This is a genomic window from Pseudomonas edaphica, from assembly GCF_005863185.1.
In the GTDB taxonomy this organism is placed as follows: domain Bacteria; phylum Pseudomonadota; class Gammaproteobacteria; order Pseudomonadales; family Pseudomonadaceae; genus Aquipseudomonas; species Aquipseudomonas edaphica.
This window is the reverse complement of sequence record NZ_VBVZ01000023.1, coordinates 1-22,428: the sequence shown is the minus strand read 5'-3', so window position 1 is coordinate 22,428 and position 22,428 is coordinate 1. Positions and strand designations below refer to the sequence as shown.

General features: G+C 60.1%; 16 protein-coding genes. 7 read left to right on the top strand and 9 right to left on the bottom strand.

All coding sequences use genetic code 11. The features are described 5' to 3' along the window. Positions 1 to 142: 142 nt before the first annotated feature. Both pap and FEM54_RS02900 read right to left on the bottom strand, forming a co-directional pair. Positions 143 to 1,657 (bottom strand): polyphosphate:AMP phosphotransferase, encoded by a 1,515-nt coding sequence (gene pap / locus FEM54_RS02905; RefSeq protein WP_099548929.1) that lies wholly within the window; start codon positions 1,655 to 1,657, stop codon positions 143 to 145. A gap of 102 nt (positions 1,658 to 1,759) precedes the next feature. After that, positions 1,760 to 6,604 (bottom strand): NEL-type E3 ubiquitin ligase domain-containing protein, encoded by a 4,845-nt coding sequence (locus FEM54_RS02900; RefSeq protein WP_138449412.1) that lies wholly within the window; start codon positions 6,602 to 6,604, stop codon positions 1,760 to 1,762. A gap of 210 nt (positions 6,605 to 6,814) precedes the next feature. On the opposite strand from FEM54_RS02900, the gene mnmC reads away from it, so the two are divergent. The 5 genes from mnmC to FEM54_RS02875 all read left to right on the top strand — a co-directional run bounded on the left by mnmC (position 6,815) and on the right by FEM54_RS02875 (position 14,136). Beyond that, the gene (gene mnmC / locus FEM54_RS02895; protein ID WP_138449410.1) at positions 6,815 to 8,803 is read left to right on the top strand and encodes a bifunctional tRNA (5-methylaminomethyl-2-thiouridine)(34)-methyltransferase MnmC2/FAD-dependent 5-carboxymethylaminomethyl-2-thiouridine(34) oxidoreductase MnmC1; all 1,989 of its coding nucleotides are present in this window, start codon (positions 6,815 to 6,817) and stop codon (positions 8,801 to 8,803) included. A 164-nt stretch (positions 8,804 to 8,967) separates the two neighbouring features. After that, a complete protein-coding gene (locus tag FEM54_RS02890; protein ID WP_138449408.1) occupies positions 8,968 to 10,740 on the top strand; it encodes an N-acetylglutaminylglutamine amidotransferase in 1,773 nt (590 codons plus the stop codon). A gap of 3 nt (positions 10,741 to 10,743) precedes the next feature. Further along, positions 10,744 to 12,489 carry an N-acetylglutaminylglutamine synthetase gene (gene ngg / locus FEM54_RS02885; protein WP_138449406.1) on the top strand — a complete coding sequence of 582 codons (1,746 nt, stop codon included), beginning with the start codon at positions 10,744 to 10,746 and terminating at the stop codon, positions 12,487 to 12,489. Positions 12,490 to 12,654: 165 nt separating this feature from the next. Beyond that, entirely contained in the window at positions 12,655 to 13,839 is a 1,185-nt protein-coding gene (locus tag FEM54_RS02880; protein WP_017137817.1) for an osmoprotectant NAGGN system M42 family peptidase, read from the top strand. Between the two features lie 69 nt (positions 13,840 to 13,908). After that, complete coding sequence (locus tag FEM54_RS02875; protein WP_003192759.1) at positions 13,909 to 14,136, top strand: YheU family protein; 228 nt, start codon at positions 13,909 to 13,911, stop codon at positions 14,134 to 14,136. Positions 14,137 to 14,143: 7 nt separating this feature from the next. Here the strand turns inward: FEM54_RS02875 and csrA are convergent, their stop codons facing one another. Next, entirely contained in the window at positions 14,144 to 14,341 is a 198-nt protein-coding gene (csrA, locus tag FEM54_RS02870) for a carbon storage regulator CsrA (RefSeq protein ID WP_017137818.1), read from the bottom strand. A 249-nt stretch (positions 14,342 to 14,590) separates the two neighbouring features. Beyond that, a complete protein-coding gene (locus FEM54_RS02865) occupies positions 14,591 to 15,406 on the bottom strand; it encodes an SDR family oxidoreductase (RefSeq protein WP_017137819.1) in 816 nt (271 codons plus the stop codon). A gap of 329 nt (positions 15,407 to 15,735) precedes the next feature. Here FEM54_RS02865 and FEM54_RS02860 point away from each other — a divergent pair, with 329 nt between their 5' ends. Further along, the gene (locus tag FEM54_RS02860) at positions 15,736 to 15,888 is read left to right on the top strand and encodes a DUF3309 family protein (protein WP_015885095.1); all 153 of its coding nucleotides are present in this window, start codon (positions 15,736 to 15,738) and stop codon (positions 15,886 to 15,888) included. 57 nt (positions 15,889 to 15,945) lie between these two features. Here the strand turns inward: FEM54_RS02860 and FEM54_RS02855 are convergent, their stop codons facing one another. From FEM54_RS02855 to FEM54_RS02835, 5 genes are all read right to left on the bottom strand, one after another. After that, complete coding sequence (locus tag FEM54_RS02855) at positions 15,946 to 18,033, bottom strand: LTA synthase family protein (protein WP_017137820.1); 2,088 nt, start codon at positions 18,031 to 18,033, stop codon at positions 15,946 to 15,948. Between the two features lie 412 nt (positions 18,034 to 18,445). Next, positions 18,446 to 18,637, bottom strand: a complete 192-nt coding sequence (locus FEM54_RS02850; RefSeq protein WP_138449404.1) for a PLDc N-terminal domain-containing protein — start codon at positions 18,635 to 18,637, stop codon at positions 18,446 to 18,448. Between the two features lie 67 nt (positions 18,638 to 18,704). Next, the gene (locus FEM54_RS02845) at positions 18,705 to 19,235 is read right to left on the bottom strand and encodes a hypothetical protein (protein ID WP_017137821.1); all 531 of its coding nucleotides are present in this window, start codon (positions 19,233 to 19,235) and stop codon (positions 18,705 to 18,707) included. A gap of 41 nt (positions 19,236 to 19,276) precedes the next feature. Further along, entirely contained in the window at positions 19,277 to 19,792 is a 516-nt protein-coding gene (locus tag FEM54_RS02840) for an ankyrin repeat domain-containing protein (RefSeq protein ID WP_138449402.1), read from the bottom strand. Positions 19,793 to 19,891: 99 nt separating this feature from the next. Continuing rightward, positions 19,892 to 21,718 (bottom strand): long-chain-acyl-CoA synthetase, encoded by a 1,827-nt coding sequence (locus FEM54_RS02835; protein WP_138449400.1) that lies wholly within the window; start codon positions 21,716 to 21,718, stop codon positions 19,892 to 19,894. Positions 21,719 to 22,111: 393 nt separating this feature from the next. Between FEM54_RS02835 and FEM54_RS02830 the strand changes: the two genes are divergently transcribed. Beyond that, positions 22,112 to 22,390: a DUF3509 domain-containing protein gene (locus FEM54_RS02830; RefSeq protein WP_016970113.1), complete on the top strand. Its 279-nt coding sequence runs from the start codon at positions 22,112 to 22,114 to the stop codon at positions 22,388 to 22,390. The last annotated feature ends 38 nt before the right edge of the window (positions 22,391 to 22,428 follow it).

Below are 22,428 nucleotides of genomic sequence, written 5' to 3'. Positions count from 1 at the left end.
CCCAAAACCTGTCAATGAGGTCTGCCTGAGAGAACGCGCTGCCTGGGTCGCGGGCTGCTGCGCAGCCCAACGCAGGGCAAGCCTGCTCGCCACAGAAGCGTCGCTCACCACGGGAACCTCACCACAGGAAGTGCCGCCAGCTTTATTTCTTTTTCTTCTTATCGTGCTTGTCGGTCTTGTCGAACGCTTCTTCCAGCGCGCGGTTGATGGTGCGCAGCACCTTGACCCGCGCCCAGCGTTTGTCGTTGGCTTCCACCAGGGTCCAGGGCGACACTTCGGTGCTGGTGCGATCGACCATGTCACCCACCGCCGCCCGGTAGTCATCCCACTTGTCGCGGTTGCGCCAGTCGTCTTCGGTGATTTTGAAGCGTTTGAAGGGAATTTCCTCACGGGCCTGGAAGCGCTCCAACTGTGTATCTTTGTCGATCGCCAGCCAGAACTTGACCACGATCACCCCCGCATCGCGCAGTTGCTCCTCGAAGTCATTGATCTCGCCATAGGCACGCATCCAGTCCGTCGGGGTGCAGAAGCCCTCGATGCGTTCCACCAATACGCGGCCGTACCACGAGCGGTCGAACACGGTGAACATGCCGCGAGCCGGAATCTTCTGCCAAAAGCGCCATAGATACGGCTGGGCGCGCTCGTCTTCACTCGGCGCGGCAATCGGCACGATATGGTACTGGCGCGGGTCCAGCGCTGCCGCCACGCGGCGGATCGCGCCGCCCTTGCCCGCCGCATCGTTGCCTTCAAACACGGTGATCAATGCGTGCTTGCGCATGCGCTTGTCGCGCATCAAGCCAGAGAAGCGCGCCTGCTCGGTAATCAGTTGCTCTTCGTAATCATCTTTTTCCAGGCGCTGGGTCAAATCGAGGCTGTCGAGCAGGCCCTTCTTGTCCACGGAGGCAATCAAAGGCGCCGGGTTCATGCCGCTGGCCTTGCCCTTGGGCAGCTTCAAGGCGTTTTGCAGGCTTTCGAGCAGGATCTTGCCCACCGTGAGGCTGCGGTAATTCGCATCCACGCCTTCGATCACATGCCACGGCGCGTAGTCACGGCTGGTGCGGCGCAGGATGCGCTCGCCGAAATGCACAAACTTGTCGTAGGTTTTGGACTGCTGCCAGTCCAGCGGGCTGATGCGCCAGCTGTGCAGCGGGTCGTCGGCCAGCGCCTTGAGGCGTGCCTTCATCTGTTTCTTGGACAGGTGGAACCAGAACTTGAAGATCAGCGCGCCTTCATCACAGAGCATCTTTTCCAGGCGCTCGGCACCGGCGATGGCCTGGTCCAGGCGCGCGTCCTTGATCTGGCCATGCACGCGGCTTTGCAGCATCTGGCTGTACCAGTTGCCGAAAAAGATGCCCATGCGCCCCTTGGCCGGCAGCTGACGCCAATAGCGCCACGCCGGTGGGCGCGCCAGTTCTTCGTCAGTCTGCTGGTCAAAGGTGCGCACTTCGATCAGCCGTGGGTCCATCCATTCATTGAGCAGCTTGACGGTTTCGCCCTTGCCCGCGCCCTCGATGCCATTGATCAGGATGATCACCGGGAAGCGCTTCTGCTGTTGCAGTTCGTATTGTACTTCCAGCAAGGCTTCACGCAGGGCCGGCACTTCGGCGTCGTACGTGTCTTTATCGATGGCGTGACCGATTTCGGCGGATTCGAACATGGGCAGCTCCATTTCAAGATGGCTCAAGACTAGCGGATTGGGCACCACGCCACTCAAAGAATTCCAAAACAGTTGCCATGGATCAATCGCCATCCCCTATGGCTAGTTCCCTGGCAGATGGCAAATGCCAAGGTCATGCTGCCTCAACATCTGCTGTGTGAGCCGCTCTACCACTTCGGTAATGGCCTGCCGGCGAGGCGAACGCAGGGCCTCCATTTGCTCAAGGTACTGCGCGTCGGTGAGATTCTGGCTGTTCTCAAAAAGTGCTTGCTGCTGCGTATCAAAGGGCTCTGTCGCCGACTCGAACGCACCGGAAAACTGCTGCTTGAGGTGGGTTTTCCAGAACGCCAGCTGTGAAATAAAACGCAAGAACGTGGGGGACAGCTCTGCCGTGCGCACTTGGGAGTGCGCCACCTCCAGACTGTCGCTGGTCACATTGGCAAATTCTCCATATTGAATGTGCTTGGGCTGCCCCGGTAGCTGCAGGGTTTTGGCCAACCCTACCCGGAATGCCAGGCTGACTTCCAGCGGGTCCACGGACGCGTTTTCGACAGCGTAGGTGGCCGCAATTTTCTCCAGCTCGCTGAGGCGAAACAACCCTCGGCCCAAGTTTAACAGCGCCCCGGAATTGCCTTTTACACGACCGGCCTGCTGCGTTGCCTTCTCGACCTCCTTGAGCACCTCCATCTGACTGAAAATCTGCGCGGCGTCGTCTGCGCAGTTCGCCGGATGAGCCGCCAGTTGAAAGACCTGCTCGCGCAGATCGGTACTGTCGTGGGTCGACTGCAACACGTCCCAGACCCGCTGGGTCAAGTCCTCGTGCACATGACGATTGTCGGCAGTACCGGACAGCTCAGCCAGCAAGTGGAACAACGGCGTCGAGTCCGGGTCATCCCGCAGGTTGGCCCACACGGTAGATTTGTGGGCCTCTCGGGCGGCCACCTCGTCCGGCAACCACAATGCCCTGGCCTTCAGTTCGGTCATGCGTGGCTGATCGTCCTCTACAAACCCCATGCCAATTCCCACTTCGTCACGGTAACGCGTAAGCGCGGTTATCGTGGTACTGGAGAGCGGGTTGCCGCCCAGGTCAATCGACTGGCTGAAACTGCGTGACACCGTAAACAACCACTCAGGCAACACGGTGATCACGTTATCGCGCAGGTCCACTTGCTCCAGGTGAGCCAGGCGCCCAAGCCCTGCGGGTAAGTCGACGATTTTGGTGTCCTGCAACAACAGGGTGTGCAGGTCACGCATCCGGCTGACATCCACCAACTTGTCCAGCGGGTTGTGGCTCAGATCCAACAGGCGCAACGTATTCAGGTCTGCCAGTTTCAGTCGGGTGTATTCGGTGAGCACAAGACGGTTGCGGGGCATCGACAAACTTTCCAGGTCGAGCATTCGCGAGAATACCTCCGGCAAGCGGGTCAGGCGGTTACGCCCCAGTTTCAAATGCTGCACGCCTTTAAAGCACTTCAGGAAATAGGCGACGTCATCGCCCAGTCGCATGTTCCTGAGTGACAACTGCCGAACATGGTCGAAACGTATGTCGGCTGGCAGCGTCGGCAGTGAGCCAACGCGCATCCCATCCAGGTTCAAACTGGCAACGGACGTCTGATGCTCATCCAGAGCAAAGCTTTGACGCCGCCAACACGCTTCAATGCGCTCAGCCACCTGCTGGCGGCTAGTACGAACGTCACTCAGGCCCGGCTGTGTCTCCATGCCCTGGATATCGGTTTTCCAATGCTTGAGCAGCGCGCGCAAATGACCGAGTTCTGCCTTCAAACGTTTGACCGCCTTGGCCCGGGCCAGATGGTCAGCGCCCAACGTCATCAATAGCGAAGACACTTGAGCCTCACTGAACAATGGGTACAAACGCTTTACCTTACGCACCAGTGCGGCTGGATGAACCAACGGCCCCGTCGGCAAATCGGCCATTTCACAGCTCACCCCCTGCGACGCCGGTTCGCTGACCTGGCTGGAAAAAGCCTCGGCAGCCAGTTCCCGATCGCCTTTCGCTTGCGAGGCACTCATGTATCGCAAACGCCAAATGTTACTGGCGTCCTTCAGCGGCAATCCCAATGCCACTCGCTGGCCATCCATCAGCGTTGCATCGATCGCCTCGAACAGGCCCTCCGGCCCGGCATAAGGTCCACCGAGACTGCGGCCGTTGTCGTTGAACGCTTCAAACCCTGCGTTCGACCTGACTACTACTCGCCGCACACCAGCGTCTTTGAACGCGCCCAAGGCCAACAAGTCGCCTTGAGGCGAGTCCTGGCGCAACTCAAGCCGCAGCTCTGCCCCCCATCCCGCCAAGCGCGGCATTGTCCGAACAGCGATGAGGGCAGTATCCAGGCTGGCCAACTCTGGCTGCTCAAACCCCATCAAGGCGCGGTCCAGGCGTTGTGCCTCAAGAGCACGTTGCACTGACTCGGCCAACGCCATGGGAACCCGTTGATTATCGCGCAGGGACTCACGCTGCACGGTGGTCGTTTCGGCCATCAATTCGCGCATCAGCGTGCAGGGCAATTGCGGGTAGGTGCGCCTGAGCAACGCCCATTCCGGCGGTACGGGCCCATCATAGGTCTGATACAACTGCTCAAACAGCGGCTTGCGATCAGCCTTCAGATGCGCGAGCAACTGACGCGCCAGCACGGTGTGCGCCTGATCGGCGTCTACGCCCTCTCCCAACAAGCCGGTCTTTTGAGCGTCATCCAGCCCGGACAACAGCACTTCAAACACTTTCCCCTCACTGAGCATCGGCTCGGTGATCGTCAAACGCAGGCCTGCATCGTAAGGTTCGCTGGCTGGGTAACGCGCCTTGACACTGCGCTTTGCATCCAGCACCTCAAAATAGCGCCCCGCGGGCCACCCCGGTAACAGGGGCAAGGCATGCATCTGCAAGGTCGAGTTTTCAATGTTGGGGGAAGCACCGCTTTCCAACTGCCAGTTCAAATCGCGAATGGACTGATCAAGCCTGAAACGTTCGTACAGATCGCTAAACCGTGCGGGAAACGGCAGACACTCCTGGGCCTGATAGACGCCCCAATCATCGGGCAAATCCATAATGGCCTTGATCTGTAGAAGTTTGCGAGGAGGGAGCGAAGAGCCGGGACCTATCGGTTTCAACCGCGAAAAGAGATACTCCGGGTTCTCCCACTCGTCGGGCTTCTCGAACGCAAAACGCCAGCTACCTTCACCGTTATGCAGCAATTTCGGGCGATAAGCCGTCTGCCGCACCGGGTGGCTGGCCCGCCATTGATCCAGTTTCGCGTCGAACGCGATCCGGTGGATACAGTCATTGACCTTGACGTACGAATGCCCCTCCACCGTGTAGATTCCCGACGCGTCGGCAACCTGCTCGTCGCCGAGGCGCTGATCATGGACGTATTGCGTGGTATCCGGACGCCACAGCCGCTGGTTGCCCACAGCGGGGTTTATCACCTCGAATTTACGGAAAAAACCATTCAGATTAAGGCCGGTACGCTGCATGGCCGAACCGACAACCTTGCTCCCTGCCGCGAACAACACCATCGACGTGATGTTTTGCGCGATCACTGCCAACTGCTGGAACGCCTCATTCTTATCACCACGGCGCCAGTCTTCAATGCCCTCATAGAGTTCGCCGAGCATCTGGCCTACCGCCACGGCTGTCATCAATAACCCCAGCTCCGGGACGACAAACCCTGCGAGGTTGAGCACCGTCAAACCGGCGTCCAGATACGTCTGCAAGCGCTGCTCACGGACGTCCTCATCGACCTCGGCCACCGGCACCGCCAGGGCCCGTGCATCGGCTTGCAGCTTTGCGGCGTAAGTGTCGAAAAAGTGCCGCGCCAGGCTGACCGTAATGGGGTTGGCGTCCAGCGCCCCCAGGCTCTGGGCTTGATCGAAACGGGTGAAGAACCCAACCCGGTCCCCCTGGCTCAGGTAACGCGTAAAGAAGGCACGGTACGCGGCCAGTGCAAGCTTGCGCTTGAGGTAGACCTGAAAGTCGTCAAGCGAGGCATACTCAAAGAATGGCCGTTCCGGTTCATTGGGCATGTACACCACGCAAGGCGCTTGCGGGTATTGCGCAATCGAGCGAGCGGAAAATACCAGAATGCTCCACAGGCATCCGCCCTGGGTATTGAGCCCTTGCCAAATGACCGGGCGCCCGTCGTACAGCACCCCTTCGGCCTGGGCCTGGGACGGCGTCAATTGGCGGTCCAGCAATGTGCACAACATCGCGTAGGTGCCTTGGGTAATGTCCCCTCGCATCAAGGCAATATGGGCGTCGATTTTTACGTCCAGGATTTTCATCCGGCCGATATCGGTCGCTACATTATTGAGGTAAGGCTTATCACCTGCCGGGTCGCTGTCAAGTTCAAGCACGTCACTGATGTGCTGCTGATACAAGCGGCCAAGATCCAGGGCGCGACACCCCTGCGCAAACTCGAGGGGTGTAATGCCAATGACTTCACGATCAGCAGACCCCGACTGCAACAGCGACCCGACGGGAAAGTGCTGCGCCCGGGCTTCATCCTCTGAGAAATTCTGCATCGCCACATGCAGCAGGCTGTCCTGCACCAACCTCACCGTCTTCACATACTTCAATGGCAAGACCTCTTTCTCGTATTCGTTTACCGCACGAATAAAAAGATCTTTTTTGGGGTCCACAACCCGTTGCCATCGCGTAGAGCAGTATTGCTTGAGCCGCTCACTGCAAAACTCATCCAGCGCCTGCAATGGCTTCAATCGCTCGGCGACGGCTGCCTGGGCATCTGCAACCTGCAGGGCATCTTTAGTCAATGCATCCAGCACGCCGGGCGGCGCGTTGACCATCCAGCCAGGCAGTTGCTTTTGCAGCACCTGAGCTTTGTCCAGATCGCCCGTCATTTCCAGCAAGGCCGCTTGCAGCTGGCTCTGGGTCAATTGGCTCAGTTTATTGTTCAAATCATCCTGGGTGCGCATCAGCAATATCCTTTATTGCCTATCAATCAAGGAATGACGATACCGCAGCAATCTGCCCAGGATTAGCGCTGATTGTTGATGGCTTGGAGGCTGCGCACAGCAGTTTTTTCCATGCAAAATCTATTGGGTTACCACCCGCAATCAGCCCTCTGCCCCGTGATCGGCTAGAATGGCCGCCTTGCCTTTGTCTGCTTTTTTTATGAGTCGCCCATGAACCCCATCACCCACGCCCAGCTCGATTGGGATGACCAAGGTCGACCGCACTCGCGGGTCTTCGATGATGTGTACTTCTCCGACAAGTCGGGCCTTGAAGAAACCCGCTATGTGTTCCTTGAACAGAACCGCTTGCAGGCGCGCTTTGCGGCCCTGCCGGTGGGTGGGCGACTGGTCATTGGCGAGACCGGCTTCGGCACGGGTTTGAATTTTCTCTGCGCCTGGCAACTGTTTGAACAGCACGCCGTGGCCGGTGCGCGACTGCACTTCGTCAGTGTGGAAAAGTACCCTCTGAGCCACACCGACCTGCAACGCGCCCTGGCCCTTTGGCCGGAACTCAGTGCCTTCGCCGAGCAACTGTTGGCTCAGTACATTGCGATCCATCAAGGCTTCCAGCGCCTGGTGCTGGATAACGGCCGAGTGACCCTGACGCTGTTGATCGGCGACGCCCTGGAGCAATTGCCGCAACTGGACGCGCAAATCGACGCATGGTTTCTCGACGGTTTTGCCCCGGCCAAGAACCCCGACATGTGGACCGCTGAGTTGTTCGCCGAACTGGCGCGCCTGGCGGCACCGGGTTCGACCATCAGCACCTTCACCAGCACCGGCTGGGTACGCCGGCTGATCAATGCCGCCGGGTTCAAGATGAAACGCACACCGGGCATCGGCCATAAATGGGAAATACTGCGCGGTGAGTTCCTCGGCTGGCCCGAAGATACGCCACCGCCGGCCACACCCAAACCCTGGTTTGCGCGCCCGGCAGGCATCGAAGGCGAACGCCACGCCATGGTCATCGGCGGCGGCCTGGCCGGTTGCGCCACCGCCGCCAGCCTGGCCGCTCGCGGTTGGCGCGTGAGCTTGCTGGAACGTCACGCCGCCCTGGCCCAGGAAGCATCGGGCAACCCGCAGGGCGTGCTGTACCTCAAGCTGTCGGCCCATGGCACAGCATTGTCGCAGCTGATACTCAGCGGTTTCGGCCACACCCGGCGCCTGCTGGAGCACTTGCAGCGCGGCGTTGACTGGGACGGTTGCGGTGTCCTGCAACTGGCGTTTGACGCCAAGGAAGCCCAACGCCAGGCGCAACTGGCCGAGGCCTTCGCACCGGATCTGTTGCACCTGCTGGGTCGCGAGCAGGCTCAACAACAGGCCGGCATACAATTGGCCCAGGGCGGGCTGTTTTTCCCCGAAGGTGGCTGGGTACATCCACCGGCGCTGTGCCAATGGCAAGCCACGCATCCGCTTATCAAGGTGCTTACCCATCACGAGGCGCTGGAGCTGCACCGCGTCGACGACCAGTGGCAAGCCCGTGACGGCGATGACGTACTGGCAAGCGCCAACGTGGTTGTGCTGGCCGGTGCAGCCGAAATCAAGCGATTCCCGCATAGTGCGGGCTTGCCGCTCAAGCGCATTCGCGGGCAGATCACACGTTTGGCGCAAACTCCGGCGAGTGCGGCATTGGCCACCGTGGTGTGCGCCGAAGGTTATGTGGCACCGGCGCGCCTTGGCGAACACACCTTGGGCGCCAGTTTTGATTTCAACAATGAAGACCTCACCCCCACCCTCGCCGAGCACACGGGCAACCTTGCGATGCTGCGGGAGATTTCCGAAGACCTGCTGCTGCGTCTTGGCGCTGACTCACTAAACGCCGAACACTTGCAAGGCCGCGCCGCCTTTCGTTGCACCAGCCCTGACTACCTGCCAATCGTCGGCCCCTTGGCCGAAAGCGCTGCGTTCCAACAGGCTTATGCCGTACTGGGCAAAGACGCCCGGCAAGTCCCGGATACGCCCTGCCCGTGGCTGCCGGGCCTGTATATCAACAGCGGCCACGGCTCACGCGGGCTGATCACCGCGCCCCTGTGCGGCGAACTGCTGGCCGCCTGGTTGAGCGACGAACCGCTGCCGGTGCCGGCAAGCGTGGCCGAAGCCTGCCACCCGAACCGGTTTGCCTTGCGCGCGCTGGTTCGAGGAAAACCGGCGACACGCTGATCGCGGTGAGGGAAGAAACGACGCCGTCGCGAGCATCGCGGCTATTTGCCTTATAACTTATCGGTCTAAAACTCCACGCATAGCACTGGGTCAGTTTCTGGGTACGCGCCCTGTCGGGCGTATCGAGTATTGCCCTCCCCAACGGAAAAACCGGTAAGGAATTTATGTGTGGACTAGCTGGCGAGTTACGCTTTGATCATCAACCTGCCGACCTGGCAGCAGTAGAGAGAATCACCCATCACCTTGCCCCGCGAGGCCCGGACGCCTGGGGCTTCCATGCCCAAGGGCCGATTGCCCTGGGCCACCGCCGCCTGAAGATCATGGACCTGTCGGACGGCTCCGCCCAACCGATGGTCGACGCCCAGCTGGGGCTGTCCCTGGCGTTCAATGGTGCAATCTATAATTTCCCGGAATTGCGTGAAGAGCTGGAAGCCCTGGGCTACGCCTTTTATTCCGGCGGTGACACCGAAGTGCTGCTCAAGGGCTATCACGCCTGGGGCGAAGCCTTGCTGCCCAAGCTCAATGGCATGTTTGCCTTTGCCATCTGGGAGCGTGACGCGCAGCGCCTGTTTATCGCCCGTGACCGTCTGGGTGTGAAGCCGTTGTACCTGTCGCGCACCGGCCAGCGCCTGCGTTTTGCCTCAGCGCTGCCGGCCCTGCTCAAGGGCGGCGATATCAACCCGATCCTGGATCCGGTCGCACTCAACCACTACCTCAATTTCCACGCTGTGGTGCCTGCACCGCGCACCTTGCTGGCAGGCATCGAAAAGCTGCCGCCGGCAAGCTGGATGCGCATCGACGCCAACGGCAACACCGAGCAGAAAACCTGGTGGACTCTGCCCTACGGCCCGCACGAGGATGAAAAAAACCTCAGCCTCGAAGACTGGACCGACCGCGTGCTCGACAGCACCCGCGAGGCCGTGGCGATCCGCCAACGTGCGGCCGTGGATGTCGGCGTGCTGCTCTCGGGCGGTGTCGATTCGAGCATGCTGGTGGGCCTGCTGCGGGAAGTCGGCGTGCAGGATTTGTCGACCTTCTCCATCGGTTTTGAAGACGCCGGTGGCGAACGTGGCGACGAGTTCCAGTATTCGGATTTGATCGCTAAACACTACGGCACCCGTCACCACCAGTTACGCATCGCCGAAAGCGAAATCATCGAGCAACTGCCGGCAGCGTTCCGTGCCATGAGCGAGCCGATGGTCAGCCATGACTGCATCGCCTTCTACCTGTTGTCGCGGGAAGTGGCCAAACATTGCAAAGTGGTGCAAAGCGGCCAGGGCGCGGATGAACTGTTCGCCGGTTACCACTGGTACCCGCAGGTGGACGGCGCCAACGACCCGTATGCCGCCTACCGAGACGCATTTTTCGACCGCAGCTACGACGACTATGCCGCCACCGTCGCGCCAAAATGGCTGACCGCCAACGACGCCGCCGGTGACTTCGTGCGCGAACATTTCGCCATGCCCGGCGCGGACGCCGCCGTGGACAAGGCCTTGCGTCTGGACAGCACCGTGATGCTGGTGGACGACCCGGTCAAACGCGTCGACAACATGACCATGGCCTGGGGCCTGGAGGCGCGCACGCCGTTCCTGGACTACCGCCTGGTAGAACTGTCAGCCCGTGTGCCAGGCAAATTCAAATTGCCCGATGGCGGCAAGCAGGTGCTCAAAGAAGCCGCGCGCCGAGTCATCCCCAGCGAAGTCATCGACCGCAAGAAAGGCTACTTTCCGGTGCCGGGCCTCAAGCATTTGCAGGGCGATACCTTGAACTGGGTGCGCGATCTGCTGATGGACCCAAGCCAGGATCGCGGCCTGTTCAACCCGGCCATGCTTGACCGCCTGCTGACCGACCCGCAAGGCCAACTGACGCCGCTGCGCGGCTCCAAACTATGGCAGCTGGCAGCGCTGAACCTGTGGCTCAGCGAACAAGGAATCTGATCGATGAAACCTCTTGCAGCGGCTTACAGCCAACGCTTGCTCAAGGGCCAGGCGCCGACCTACGAGCGCCTGCAGGCGCGCCTGGCTGAAGACGGCAGCCCACTGGGCGCCGAGCCGATTGCCGTGCATTGCGGCTGGGGCCGGTTATTGATCGGGCATACCTTCCCGGACCCGGCCAGCCTGGCCCAGGAGCTGCTCAATGAGCAGGCCGGCGAGCGCGACATCGCGCTGTACGTGGCGGCGCCCCAGCAAATCCTCGGGATTGACCCGCAGCAGTTGTTCCTCGACCCCTCCGACACCTTGCGCCTGTGGTTCAGCGATTACCGCCCCGCTACGCGGGTATTTCGCGGCTTTCGCATTCGCCGCGTGCAAACCGACGCCGATTGGCGGGCGGTCAACCAACTCTACCAAGGCCGTGGCATGTTGCCCGTCGACGCCAAGCGCCTGACACCACGCCATCAAGGCGGCCCGGTGTATTGGCTGGCCGAGGATGAAGACAGCGGCGCTGTGATCGGCAGCGTGATGGGCCTGAACCATCAAAAAGCCTTCCACGACCCGGAAAACGGTTGCAGCCTGTGGTGCCTGGCGGTCGACCCGCAGTGCACGCGCCCCGGTGTGGGCGAGGTGCTGGTGCGCCACCTGGTGGAGCATTTTATGAGCCGTGGCCTGAGCTATCTCGACCTGTCGGTGCTGCACGATAACCGTCAGGCCAAAAGCCTCTACGCCAAGCTCGGTTTTCGCGCGCTGACCACCTTTGCGATCAAGCGCAAGAACGGCATCAACCAGCCGCTGTTTCTCGGCCCCGGCCCGCAGGCAGGCTTTAACCCGTATGCGCGCATCATTGTCGAAGAAGCCCATCGACGTGGCATTGATGTGCAAGTGGATGACGCCGACGCCGGCCTGTTCACCCTCAGCCACGGCGGGCGCCGTGTGCGTTGCCGCGAATCGTTGAGCGACCTGACCAGCGCCATCAGCATGACCCTGTGCCAGGACAAGAGCCTGACCCACAAGACGCTCAGCGCAGCGGGGTTGAAACTGCCGTCGCAACAATTGGCCGGCAGTGCCGACGACAACCTGGAGTTTCTCGACGAGCATCAGCGCATCGTGGTCAAGCCGCTCGATGGCGAACAAGGCCAAGGCGTGGCAGTGGATCTGCAGACCATCGAGGAGGTGCAAAAAGCCATCGAGACGGCGCGTCAATACGACAGCCGTGTGCTGCTCGAAAGTTTCCACGAAGGCCTCGACCTGCGCATCCTGGTGATCGGCTTTGAGGTAGTTGCCGCTGCAATTCGGCGCCCGGCCGAGGTTACCGGTGATGGTCAGCACTCTATCGGTGCTTTGATCGAAGCCCAGAGCCGTCGCCGCCAGGCGGCCACCGATGGTGAAAGCAAAATCCCGCTGGACGCCGAAACCCAACGCACGTTGCACGCCACCGGTTACGACTACAGCAGCATCTTGCCCCGTGGCCAAACCTTGGCGGTGCGCCGTACCGCCAACCTGCATACCGGCGGTTGCCTGGAAGACGTCACCGCGATCCTGCACCCGACATTGGTAGACGCCGCCGTGCGCGCCGCCCGTGCATTGGACATTCCCATGGTCGGCCTGGACCTGATGGTGCCCGCCGCCGACCAGCCCGAGTATGTGTTTATCGAAGCCAACGAACGCGCCGGGCTGGCTAATCACGAACCGCAACCGACAGCGGAGAAGTTTGTGGATTTGTTGTTTCCGCACAGTCAGCCGACGGCTTGAGTGATGTGTTGCCTGGACTGGCGCCATCGCGGGCAAGCCCGCTCCCACAGTTTGATCGCGTTCCAATGTGGGAGCCGGGCTTGCCCGCGATGAGGCCGGCACAGCCTATGAACCTCTCAGCACCTCATCGAAACCATCGATGCCCTCAACTCATCAGGAGTTTCCATGACCCGAACCATCCCCGAACCGGATCTCAACTACCTGCAGAAAGTGCTGCTGGAAATGCTTGCCATCCCCAGCCCCACGGGGTTCACCGACACCATCGTGCGCTACGTCGCCGAGCGCCTGGAAGAGCTGGGCATTCCCTTTGAAATGACCCGGCGCGGTACCATCCGCGCCACGCTAAAGGGCCAGAAAAACAGCCCCGACCGCGCTGTTTCCGCGCACTTGGACACCATCGGCGCCGCCGTGCGGGCGATCAAAGACAACGGCCGCTTGACGCTCGCACCGGTGGGCTGCTGGTCGAGCCGTTTTGCCGAAGGCAGCCGCGTCAGCCTGTTTACCGACAACGGCGTGATCCGTGGCAGCGTGCTGCCGTTGATGGCCTCCGGGCACGCATTCAACACCGCCGTAGATGAAATGCCGGTGAGCTGGGACCACGTGGAATTGCGCCTGGACGCCTACTGCGCCACCCGCGCCGATTGCGACTCGTTAGGCATCAGCATCGGTGACTACGTGGCGTTCGACCCACTGCCGGAATTCACCGAGAGCGGGCATATCAGCGCCCGCCACCTGGACGATAAAGCCGGTGTGGCCGCCCTGCTTGCCGCACTCAAGGCGATTGTCGACAGCGGCGAACCGTTGCTGATCGACTGCCACCCGCTGTTCACCATCACCGAAGAAACCGGCAGTGGCGCCGCCGCCGCCCTGCCCTGGGACGTCAGTGAATTTGTCGGTATCGACATCGCCCCGGTCGCGCCCGGCCAGCACTCCAGCGAACACGCGGTGAGTGTGGCGATGCAGGATTCCGGCGGGCCGTATGACTATCACCTGTCCCGTCACTTGCTGCGCCTGGCATCGGAGAATGAACTGCCGGTGCGCCGCGACCTGTTTCGCTATTACTTCAGCGACGCCCACTCGGCAGTCACCGCCGGCCACGATATTCGCACCGCGCTGCTGGCGTTTGGCTGCGATGCGACCCATGGCTATGAGCGCACACACATTGACAGCCTGGCCGCACTCAGCCGCCTGTTGGGCGCGTACATCCTCAGCCCGCCGGTATTTGCCAGCGACGCACAGCCGGCCCAGGGTTCGCTGGACCGGTTCAGCCATCAGATCGAGCACGAAACGCAAATGGAGAGCGACACCCGCGTGCCGTCGGTGGACAGCCTGGTCGGACAGAAGTCCTGACACTGGTAACTGCTGGTCACAAAGGCCCCGGCGCAGTAGCATCGCCGGGTTCCTACCCGCGAGGCTTGTATGCTGATTCCCTACGACGCGCTTGAAGTCGACACCCTGACCCGCCTCATCGAAGACTTCGTCACCCGCGACGGTACTGACAATGGCGACGACACGCCCCTGGAAACCCGCGTACTGCGCGTGCGCCAAGCGCTGACCAAGGGCCAGGCCCTGATCGTGTTCGACCCGGAGAGCGAGCAATGCCAGTTGATGCTCAAGCACGACGTGCCCAAGCATCTGTTTGACTGAGCAGGGTTCAGCGGTTGGGTTCGGCGTGGGTTTCTGTGGCCTGGCGTTCGAGGATCTTGCGATACACCTCGGCCCGATGGACATTCACACCCACCGGGGCGTCGATGCCGAATTTCACTTGGGTACCGTTGAGTTCGAGGATGTGCAGGGCGATGTCATCGCCGATGGAGATGACTTCGCCCACAGCGCGGCTTAAGACCAGCATGGCGGTTGTCCTTTTGGAGTGACAGGACCTTGACCATGCGCGATTGGATTTGGCGCAGCAATGGCTTGCAGTAAAATCAGGAAAGGCCTACGTAGCCCGGTAATTTTTCTGACAGACAAGCCCCAGTTTCTGATCGTTCCCACGCTCCGCGTGGTAACGCATCCGGTGACGCTCCGCGTCACGCCTTCAAAAGCGGGACGCGGAGCGTCCGGGGCGGCATTCCCACGCGGAGCGTGGGAACGATCATCATCAGCCCTTGGTTGCCTGGGCCTTGGCGCGCATCTTGTCGGCCATCAGCGTCATCTCGTCATACAGCAACTGCGGGTTCTTTTGCTTCAACGCCCACGCCATGCGCCCCTGCTCGTGGGGCAAAATCATGAACTCCCCTTCTGCCACCCGCTGATAAATGTAATCGGCAATATCCGCCGCCGAAATCGGTGAACTCTCCAGCAACTTGCCGACCTGCGCCTTCATCGCAGGCGTTGGCCCACGGAATGAATCCAGCAGGTTGGTCTGGAAAAACGACGGGCATACCACATGCACACCGACTTCCTGCTGCTTGAGCTCCACCAGCAAACTCTCCGACAACGCCACCACACCGGCCTTGGCCACGTTGTAGTTGCTCATTGCCGGCCCCTGCATCAGCGCAGCCATGGACGCGATGTTGATAATCCGTCCTTTGCTCTTTTCCAGCAGCGGCAGGAACGCCTTGCAGCCCTTGACCACGCCCATCAAGTTGATCGCAATCTGCCAGTCCCAATCTTCCAGGGACAATTCGGCAAAAAAACCACCCGAGGCCACGCCAGCGTTATTGACGATCACATCAATGCCGCCCAGCTTCACTTCGCAAGCCTGGGCAAAGGCGGTGAGCTGGCTGTAGTCACGCACGTCGCAGCGCTGGATAAAGCCATCGCCACCGGCCTCGCGCACCAGCTTCAGGGTTTCCTGCAAGCCTGGCTCGCTGACGTCCGACAAGGCCAACTGCCAACCCTCGCGTGCCCAGCGCAGCGCGATTTCGCGACCCAGGCCGGATCCGGCGCCAGTGATCATCATGCGATTTTGCATAGGTAAGTAGCCTTGTAGTTCACGGAAGAAGTGATCGGCAGTGTAGCGAAGGTTTTTCCTGCACCCACGCACCATCCAATTGATGAATGCCTCAGGCAAACCGCCAGCCAGGTAGCAGCCCGGCTTATAGCGTAAGTTCAATCTTTTTCAACTAAGCGCCCATTATTGCGAACGCATTAAAAGAAATAAGCCAGTGTGCGAAATGCTTTAAGAAACTATGGAATTTTCTCCACAACGGCACAGTCGGAGTTGTTAAGGCGTCCGTAAATAAACCCACGGGCCTGTCGTTAAACAACCGGTCTTTTCAGAAGGCCTACAAGGAAAAAAACATGAGCCTGATTCTGATCATAATTCTGATCCTGCTGCTGGTCGGCGGCCTGCCGGTGTTCCCGCACTCTCGTAACTGGGGCTATGGGCCGTCGGGTATTCTGGGTGTGGTACTGGTGGTACTGTTGGTGCTGTTGCTGCTCGGCCGGATATAAAATCCGGACAAAAAAAAAGAGGCCTTCTAGAAGGCCTCTTTTTTTATGCCCGGATTATTAATCCGGCTTGCCGTCGATCACACCGGCGGTGTTATCCAACAGGCTCTTGGTGGCCGTCTGCAGGAACGACTCAAGTTTCTGTTTCAGCGCGGCTTCGTCCGGCGATTCAGGAATCACCTTACCGGTCGGGTTAGCGCCCAGTTCGTATTCCCACAGTTTCGGCGGCATCTCTTTAGGCAGTACCAGGATGCGGTCAGCAGTGACCAGAGCGACGGTCTGGTCGCTGCCCGACGGTTTGATCACGCCAAAGCCCTTGTCGCCTTCCGGCAGGTTCAACAAGTCGCGGCCCCAGCACTGGTGCAAGGTGTCGCCACCCAGGCGGCCCATGATGGTCGGCACGATGTCGATCTGGGTACCCACGGTGTGGTCACGCTCGCCGAACTTCTCCTGCATACCCGGTGCAATCATCAGCATCGGTACGTTGAAGCGGCCCAGGTCCATCTCGGTGATCTGCTGTTCATTACCAAAACCGTGGTCACCCACGATCACGAACAGGGTTTCCTTGAAGTACGGCTCTTTACGCGCCTTTTCAAAGAATTGGCCCAAGGCCCAGTCGGAGTAACGCATGGCCGTCAAATGCTCGTTGAGGCTGCCACGGTCGGTGACTTTCTCGACCGGCAAGGGCGTCGGCAACGCATACGGCGTGTGGTTGGACAGGGTTTGCAGCAGGGCGTAGAACGGCTTGCCGCCTTCGCGGGCCTTCAGCTCTTCCAGGCCACGGTTGAACATGTCCTGGTCGGACACGCCCCACGTCGGGTCGGAGAACACCGGGTTAACGAAGTCGTTGCGCCCGATGAAGTTGGTCATGCCCTGGTTGCTGAAGAAGCCCGACTGGTTGTCCCAGGCGAAATCGCCGTTGTAGACATACACGTCGTCAAACTTGCGCGCGCTGAGCAACTGCGGCAGGCCCGACAGCTTGTGGCTGCCTTCCGGGGTCTGCATCAGGTATTCGAAACCCGGCAGGTTCGGGAAGCACGCCATGGTGGCGAACATGCCCTGATGGGTGTGGGTGCCGTTGGAGAAGAAACGGTCGAACAACAGGCCTTCCTTGGACAGTTTGTCGAAGTACGGCGTGATGTTGCCTGGGCGGCCCAGTGCGCCGACCGAGTGACCGGCGAAGCTTTCCATCAGGATCACCACGACGTTCTTGATCGGCAGGGTTTTCTCGGCCGGTGGCGTGTAGTCACGGCGCACGGCGGCGGTGTCGGTATCCACCAGTTTCTCTTGCGGCAACACCAGCATGTCACGCACGGTCTGGGTAGCCTGCGGCTGGTCCAGCGTGGCTTTCCAGATATTCGAGCGCTCTTCGGAGAAGCGCGACTTGGCTGCGGCGATCAACGACAGGGTGCCGTTCAAGCCCAACTGGTTGGCGAAGTTCGAGTCGGTGGTGTAGACATCACCCCAGCGCAGCGGCGGGCCTTGGCGCAGGGTGCCACGAATGGCGACCACGGCGATCAGCAGGCACACCACGAACACCGCAATGCGGCTGTACCACGGAGCAACCTGGCGAGTGCCGACGGTGCCGCCGCTGAACGGACCACGTGGGCGTGTCGCACGGTCGGCGCCCTTGAAGGCGATGCTCAGGATCAGCGTGCCTACGGCCCAGGCCAGCAGGTAGCGCACCACCGGGAAACCGTACCAGAGCATGCTCATCACGGTTTTCGGGTCTTCCTTCACGTATTGGAAGACCAGGCCGTTGAGGCGCTGGTGAAACTCGCGGTAGAAGTCCATCTCCATCAGGCCCAGGAACAGGGCAATGCTGGACGCGATGGTCAGCCAAAAACGGAAGAACCCGCGCGCCGCCATGGCCCGTACGCTGAACAAGGCCAGCAGCAGCGGAACCAGTGCGTACATCACAAAGCGGATGTCGAAGCGCGTGCCGTTGACGAAGGCCTCGAGGAAGGTCGAGGCCGGCGTGTCGAGGATCATCTCGCGGTTGTAGACCAGCAGCGCCAGGCGCAGCAGGGAGAACATCACCATCATGACCAGCGCGCAAAGCAGCGTGTATGCCAGATGGGATTTGACGGTCGGTTGCAGCAAGCGATTAGAAGCTCGCTGCTGACTCAGGGCGTCCGGGTTTGCCATGTCGTTCTAGGACCCATTGGAAGTTTAAGTTTCGAAATTATGCAGTGGCGTCCGTCCCTCGCCCAGGCTGGCTGGGGTAGGCGGTTAACGCGGTGGCGCAAATGGTGCCCGATCAATGGCATCAACGCTATTAATTACTGAATGTGCGCCGTGGCCCGGCCTTTAATGGCACGTGAGTTAGAGCCTTGGGAGAGCCGTAAAACCGCCGAATTGTCTTGGAAAAGATGTGAAAATTGTGTGCAGCGAATAGTTTCGACACACAAAATCCTGAGTACGTTGGAAACCACTGTGGGAGCGGGCTTGCCCGCGATTGCAGTGTGTCAGTCAAAACATCTGATACTGATACACCGCTATCGCGGGCAAGCCCGCTCCCACATTGACTGTGCCCACTCTAGATGGAGTGGGCGAACGATCAGATCCGCATGTTACCGCGCGGCCCGGCAATCGCCCAGATAATCAGGCCCAGTACCGGCAGCAACAGGATCAGCAGGATCCACAGCACTTTGGCGCCGGTGCTGGCGCCACTTTTGAACACGTTGATGATCGCCCAGATATCCAGCGCCAGGATGATCAGGCCGATAAGACCGTTGAAAGTGGAACCCATGGTGTCGCTCCTAAGTGAGGGCATGCACTTGTAGGATAGTCAGCGTTTGCCTGGGTTCCGTTTTATTTCAGACGTGCACAGCGACTTTCAAGGCTTCCAGTGACGGCTCGGCCTTGATCCCCACTTCGGCGCACAGTTGCAACACGCGCGGCAGGTCATTGCCGTACACCAGCACCGCCTGGATCTCGTCATCGAGCAATTGGCTGAAGTTAAGCAACACATAGCCGCCATCTTCGGGGCTCAACGCGCTCATCTGGATCTGGATGCGGTTCAGCGCGGTGAGGTCTTCGGTCTTGGCCAACTGCTTGGGCTTGAGGTTGAACGCCACGCCCGGGCCGAACGAGGCGACGATCTGCGCGAACAGATCGCCATAGGTGTCGGCCTGGAACAGCACCGTGTCCGGCAGGCTGCCAACCACTACCCACTCACCCAGAGGGATAGGGAACGTGTCGTCGTAGTTGATATCCGGGTTCGCCGCCAGAAACGCCACCGGGTCCGCGTAGGCTTGGGCGGCTTCTGTGGCGATGCGCGCCACCTCGTCCTCGCCCATGACGCCGGCGCTGATTTTGCTGATAAGTTCGACGAGGGCGGTTTGCATGGGAAGGTCCTGTGGCGGGCTGGTTTTTGAGGGCGCGTAGCCTACACCAGTTTCTGCAACCGTGCCGCCGTATCCGCCGCGCCCATGGTTTGCGCGGCAGCCAGCGCGGTCGCGCCCTGGGCATCGACGGCCTTGGGGTTGGCGCCCTGGCCGAGCAGGTAGTCGACCATTTCAACGCGGTTGAACATAGCGGCCAGCATCAGCGCTGTGCGCCCGTCCGGGGAGGTTGCATCCACCGGCGCGCCGCCGTCGATCAACGCCTTCACCACCGGCAGGTTGCCTTTGAACGCTGCACCGGCGATCGGCAGCTGATTTTTGTCGTTGGCAATCAGTGGGTCGGCTTTGAACTCGAGCAACACTTTTACCGCTTCGACATGGCCGTGGTAGGCAGCGAGCATCAATAAGGTGTCGCCGTTGTGATTACGAAAATTGGCCGGCAAGCCTTTGGCCAGCAGCGCAGCCAGCAGCGCTGCATCGCCTTTGCGGGCCACATCAAAAACCTGCTCGGCGAATTCGGCGGCTTCATCGTCAGTCATTTGTTTGGGCTGGTCTGACATGCGGGGGCTCCTTGTCTGCGAATGTGTATAAGGCGCTCAGTGTCGCGAGGGAGTTCCCCGCTGTCATGGCTTTTTTGTCAAAAGCATTCATAGCCAGAATCAATAACGGAACTGCCCGCCCTGGATCTGCGCCAGTAATAGCCCGGTGACCGGTACATAACTGTCGGAGCCGGGCAGCCATGCGTACACCGGGTCGTTACCGGCCTTGTCCGGGTCGAAGGCTTCCTCCTTGAGCTTGACCTTCTGGTATTTGAAGGTGCCGGTGGTTTCCATCTTGACCTTGATGCGCAAAAACAACGGCACCGCATAGTGCGGTAACTGGCCGTGGGCAAACTGCAACAGCTCACGCATGTCCAGGGCCGCCAAGGACTCGCTTGGCGTGATGGCGACCATGCCTGCGCGGCCATTGGTGTTCTCGATCTCGACGCCATAGGCCACCACTTCGGCGATCTGCGGGTGCTGCAGCAACACGTTTTCCACTTCGGTGGTGGAGACGTTTTCGCCCTTCCAACGGTACGTATCGCCCAGTCGGTCGACAAATTGCGCATGGCCAAAGCCAATACTGCGTAGCAAGTCGCCGGTATTGAAGTAGCGGTCACCCTTCTCGAACACGTCCGTGAGCACCACCTTGCGGTTCTTTTCCGGGTCGGTGTAGCCGTCGAACGGCGACTTTTCATCGATCCTGGCCAGCAGCAAGCCCTGCCCGCCAGTTTGCACCTTGCGCAGGAAACCATCGCTGCCACGCAGCGGCTCACCGGTTTCGTGGGAGTACTCCACCAGCGCCCAATGCTGCAGGCAAAAGCCGATGGTGTTGTCGAAATTCAGCACATTGGTAAAACCGATGTTGCCGTCGCTGGCGGCATACAGCTCGCAGATGTGCTCGACGCCATAACGCTGCTTGAACTGCGCCCAGACACCGGGACGCAAGCCATTGCCGACCATCTTGGTGACTTTATTGTCGCGATCCTGCGCACTGGGCGGCTGGTCCAGCAGGTAGCGGCACAGCTCACCGACATACCCCAGGGTGGTTGCGTTGAATTTGCGCGCATCGTCCCAGAACTGGCTGGCGCTGAATTTACGCCGGATGGCGAAACCCGATGCGCCGATAATCGCCGAACCCCAGCACACGCACAGGCCCGTGGCGTGGTACAGCGGCAAAGTGCAATACAGAACGTCGTGCGGCCCCATGTCGAGGGCGATGCTGCCGAAACTCACCGCCGTCTTGGTCCAGCGCCCGTGCTTCATGATGCCGGCCTTGGGCAAACCGGTAGTGCCGGAGGTGTAGATATAGAAGCACGGGTCGTTGAAGAAGATTTGTCCGCTGCTGGCCGGGTTGTCCACCGGGCTGTCAGCGCTGGCGGCCATGAGGTCGGTGTAGCCCTGCGGCACCGCGTTTGAGGACTGATCCGCCACAAACCAGCTGCGCTCGGCCGCAATCGACACTTGCTCGCGCACCGCCGCATAGGCGTCTACCAATTCTGCACCTGCCACGATCGCCGCCGGGTTCACCAGGTTCAGGCTGTGCACCAGCGCCGCCTGGGTTTGCGCGGTGTTGAGCATGGCGCAGATACCGCCCAGCTTGGCCACGGCCAGTACGCTGAGGAGCAGTTCCGGGCGATTTTCAATAAACAGCGCGACCACATCACCCTTGCCGATGCCCTGCTCATGCAGGTAATGCGCGATACGATTGGCGCGCTGGTTGGCTTCGCGGTAGCTGAGCACGCTGTCGCCGTACAACAACGCCGCGCCGTCGGGGTTGCGCAACGCAGCCTGTTCAAAGTGCCAACCGAGGCCGCAAGGCTGCGCGGGGTCGGTGACATTCGCGGCGCGCATGCCACGCACTACGCGTGGCAAAGCTCGAACAATCGCAGGCACCTTACGTAAGAGCTTGCCCCACGTGATCATGTCGTCTTGCTGATGGCTCATGGCGGAACGTCCTTTTTCTTATTCTTCGTATGATCCAGACATAGCGGCAGCCCTGTAGGCAGATGCCGAATGCCATGCGGGAAAATACGCCTGCCATTCTTTGACTGTACATGCGGGATTTGAAAAGTTTTGTATCCCGAGTCGGCTTCCACCGAAAAGGAATTTTGCCCAACCGAGGCGGTCTTTATCTTCGAGGCTGACCTGAAACAGCTGGCGCGAATAACGCAAAATGCAGGATGCACGATGGCCATTCATGCAAATTGCACGAAACCGAAAATCTGTAAAATTTTTAACTAATTGATTTATAACGACTTTTTCAGATATCCAATACTGGCACAATCACTGCACCTATCTCTCCATGCTTGCCAACTTGAGCCAACGGAGCTGATAGACATGAGCCTGATCCAAGATAAATTCGCTTCTGTATTCTCCCAATACGACGTCACCACTCAGCCACGTCCAGACGGCGGTATCCTGCTGACCCTGCGCAACAGCGAAGGCAAACAGGTCAAGCGTTCGATATCGTATCAACAGCTGCACACCGCTGACCAACTGACCTGGGTGATCAGCGCGATCCGCCGCGACCTGGCCGAACAAGCCAGTGAGCTGCCACAGATTTCGATGCTGCAAAGCCAGAACCGCTTTGCCCTGCCGACCTACCACTCGGCATAAACCACCGATAACCAAAAAGGGCCGCGACGCTTACAGGC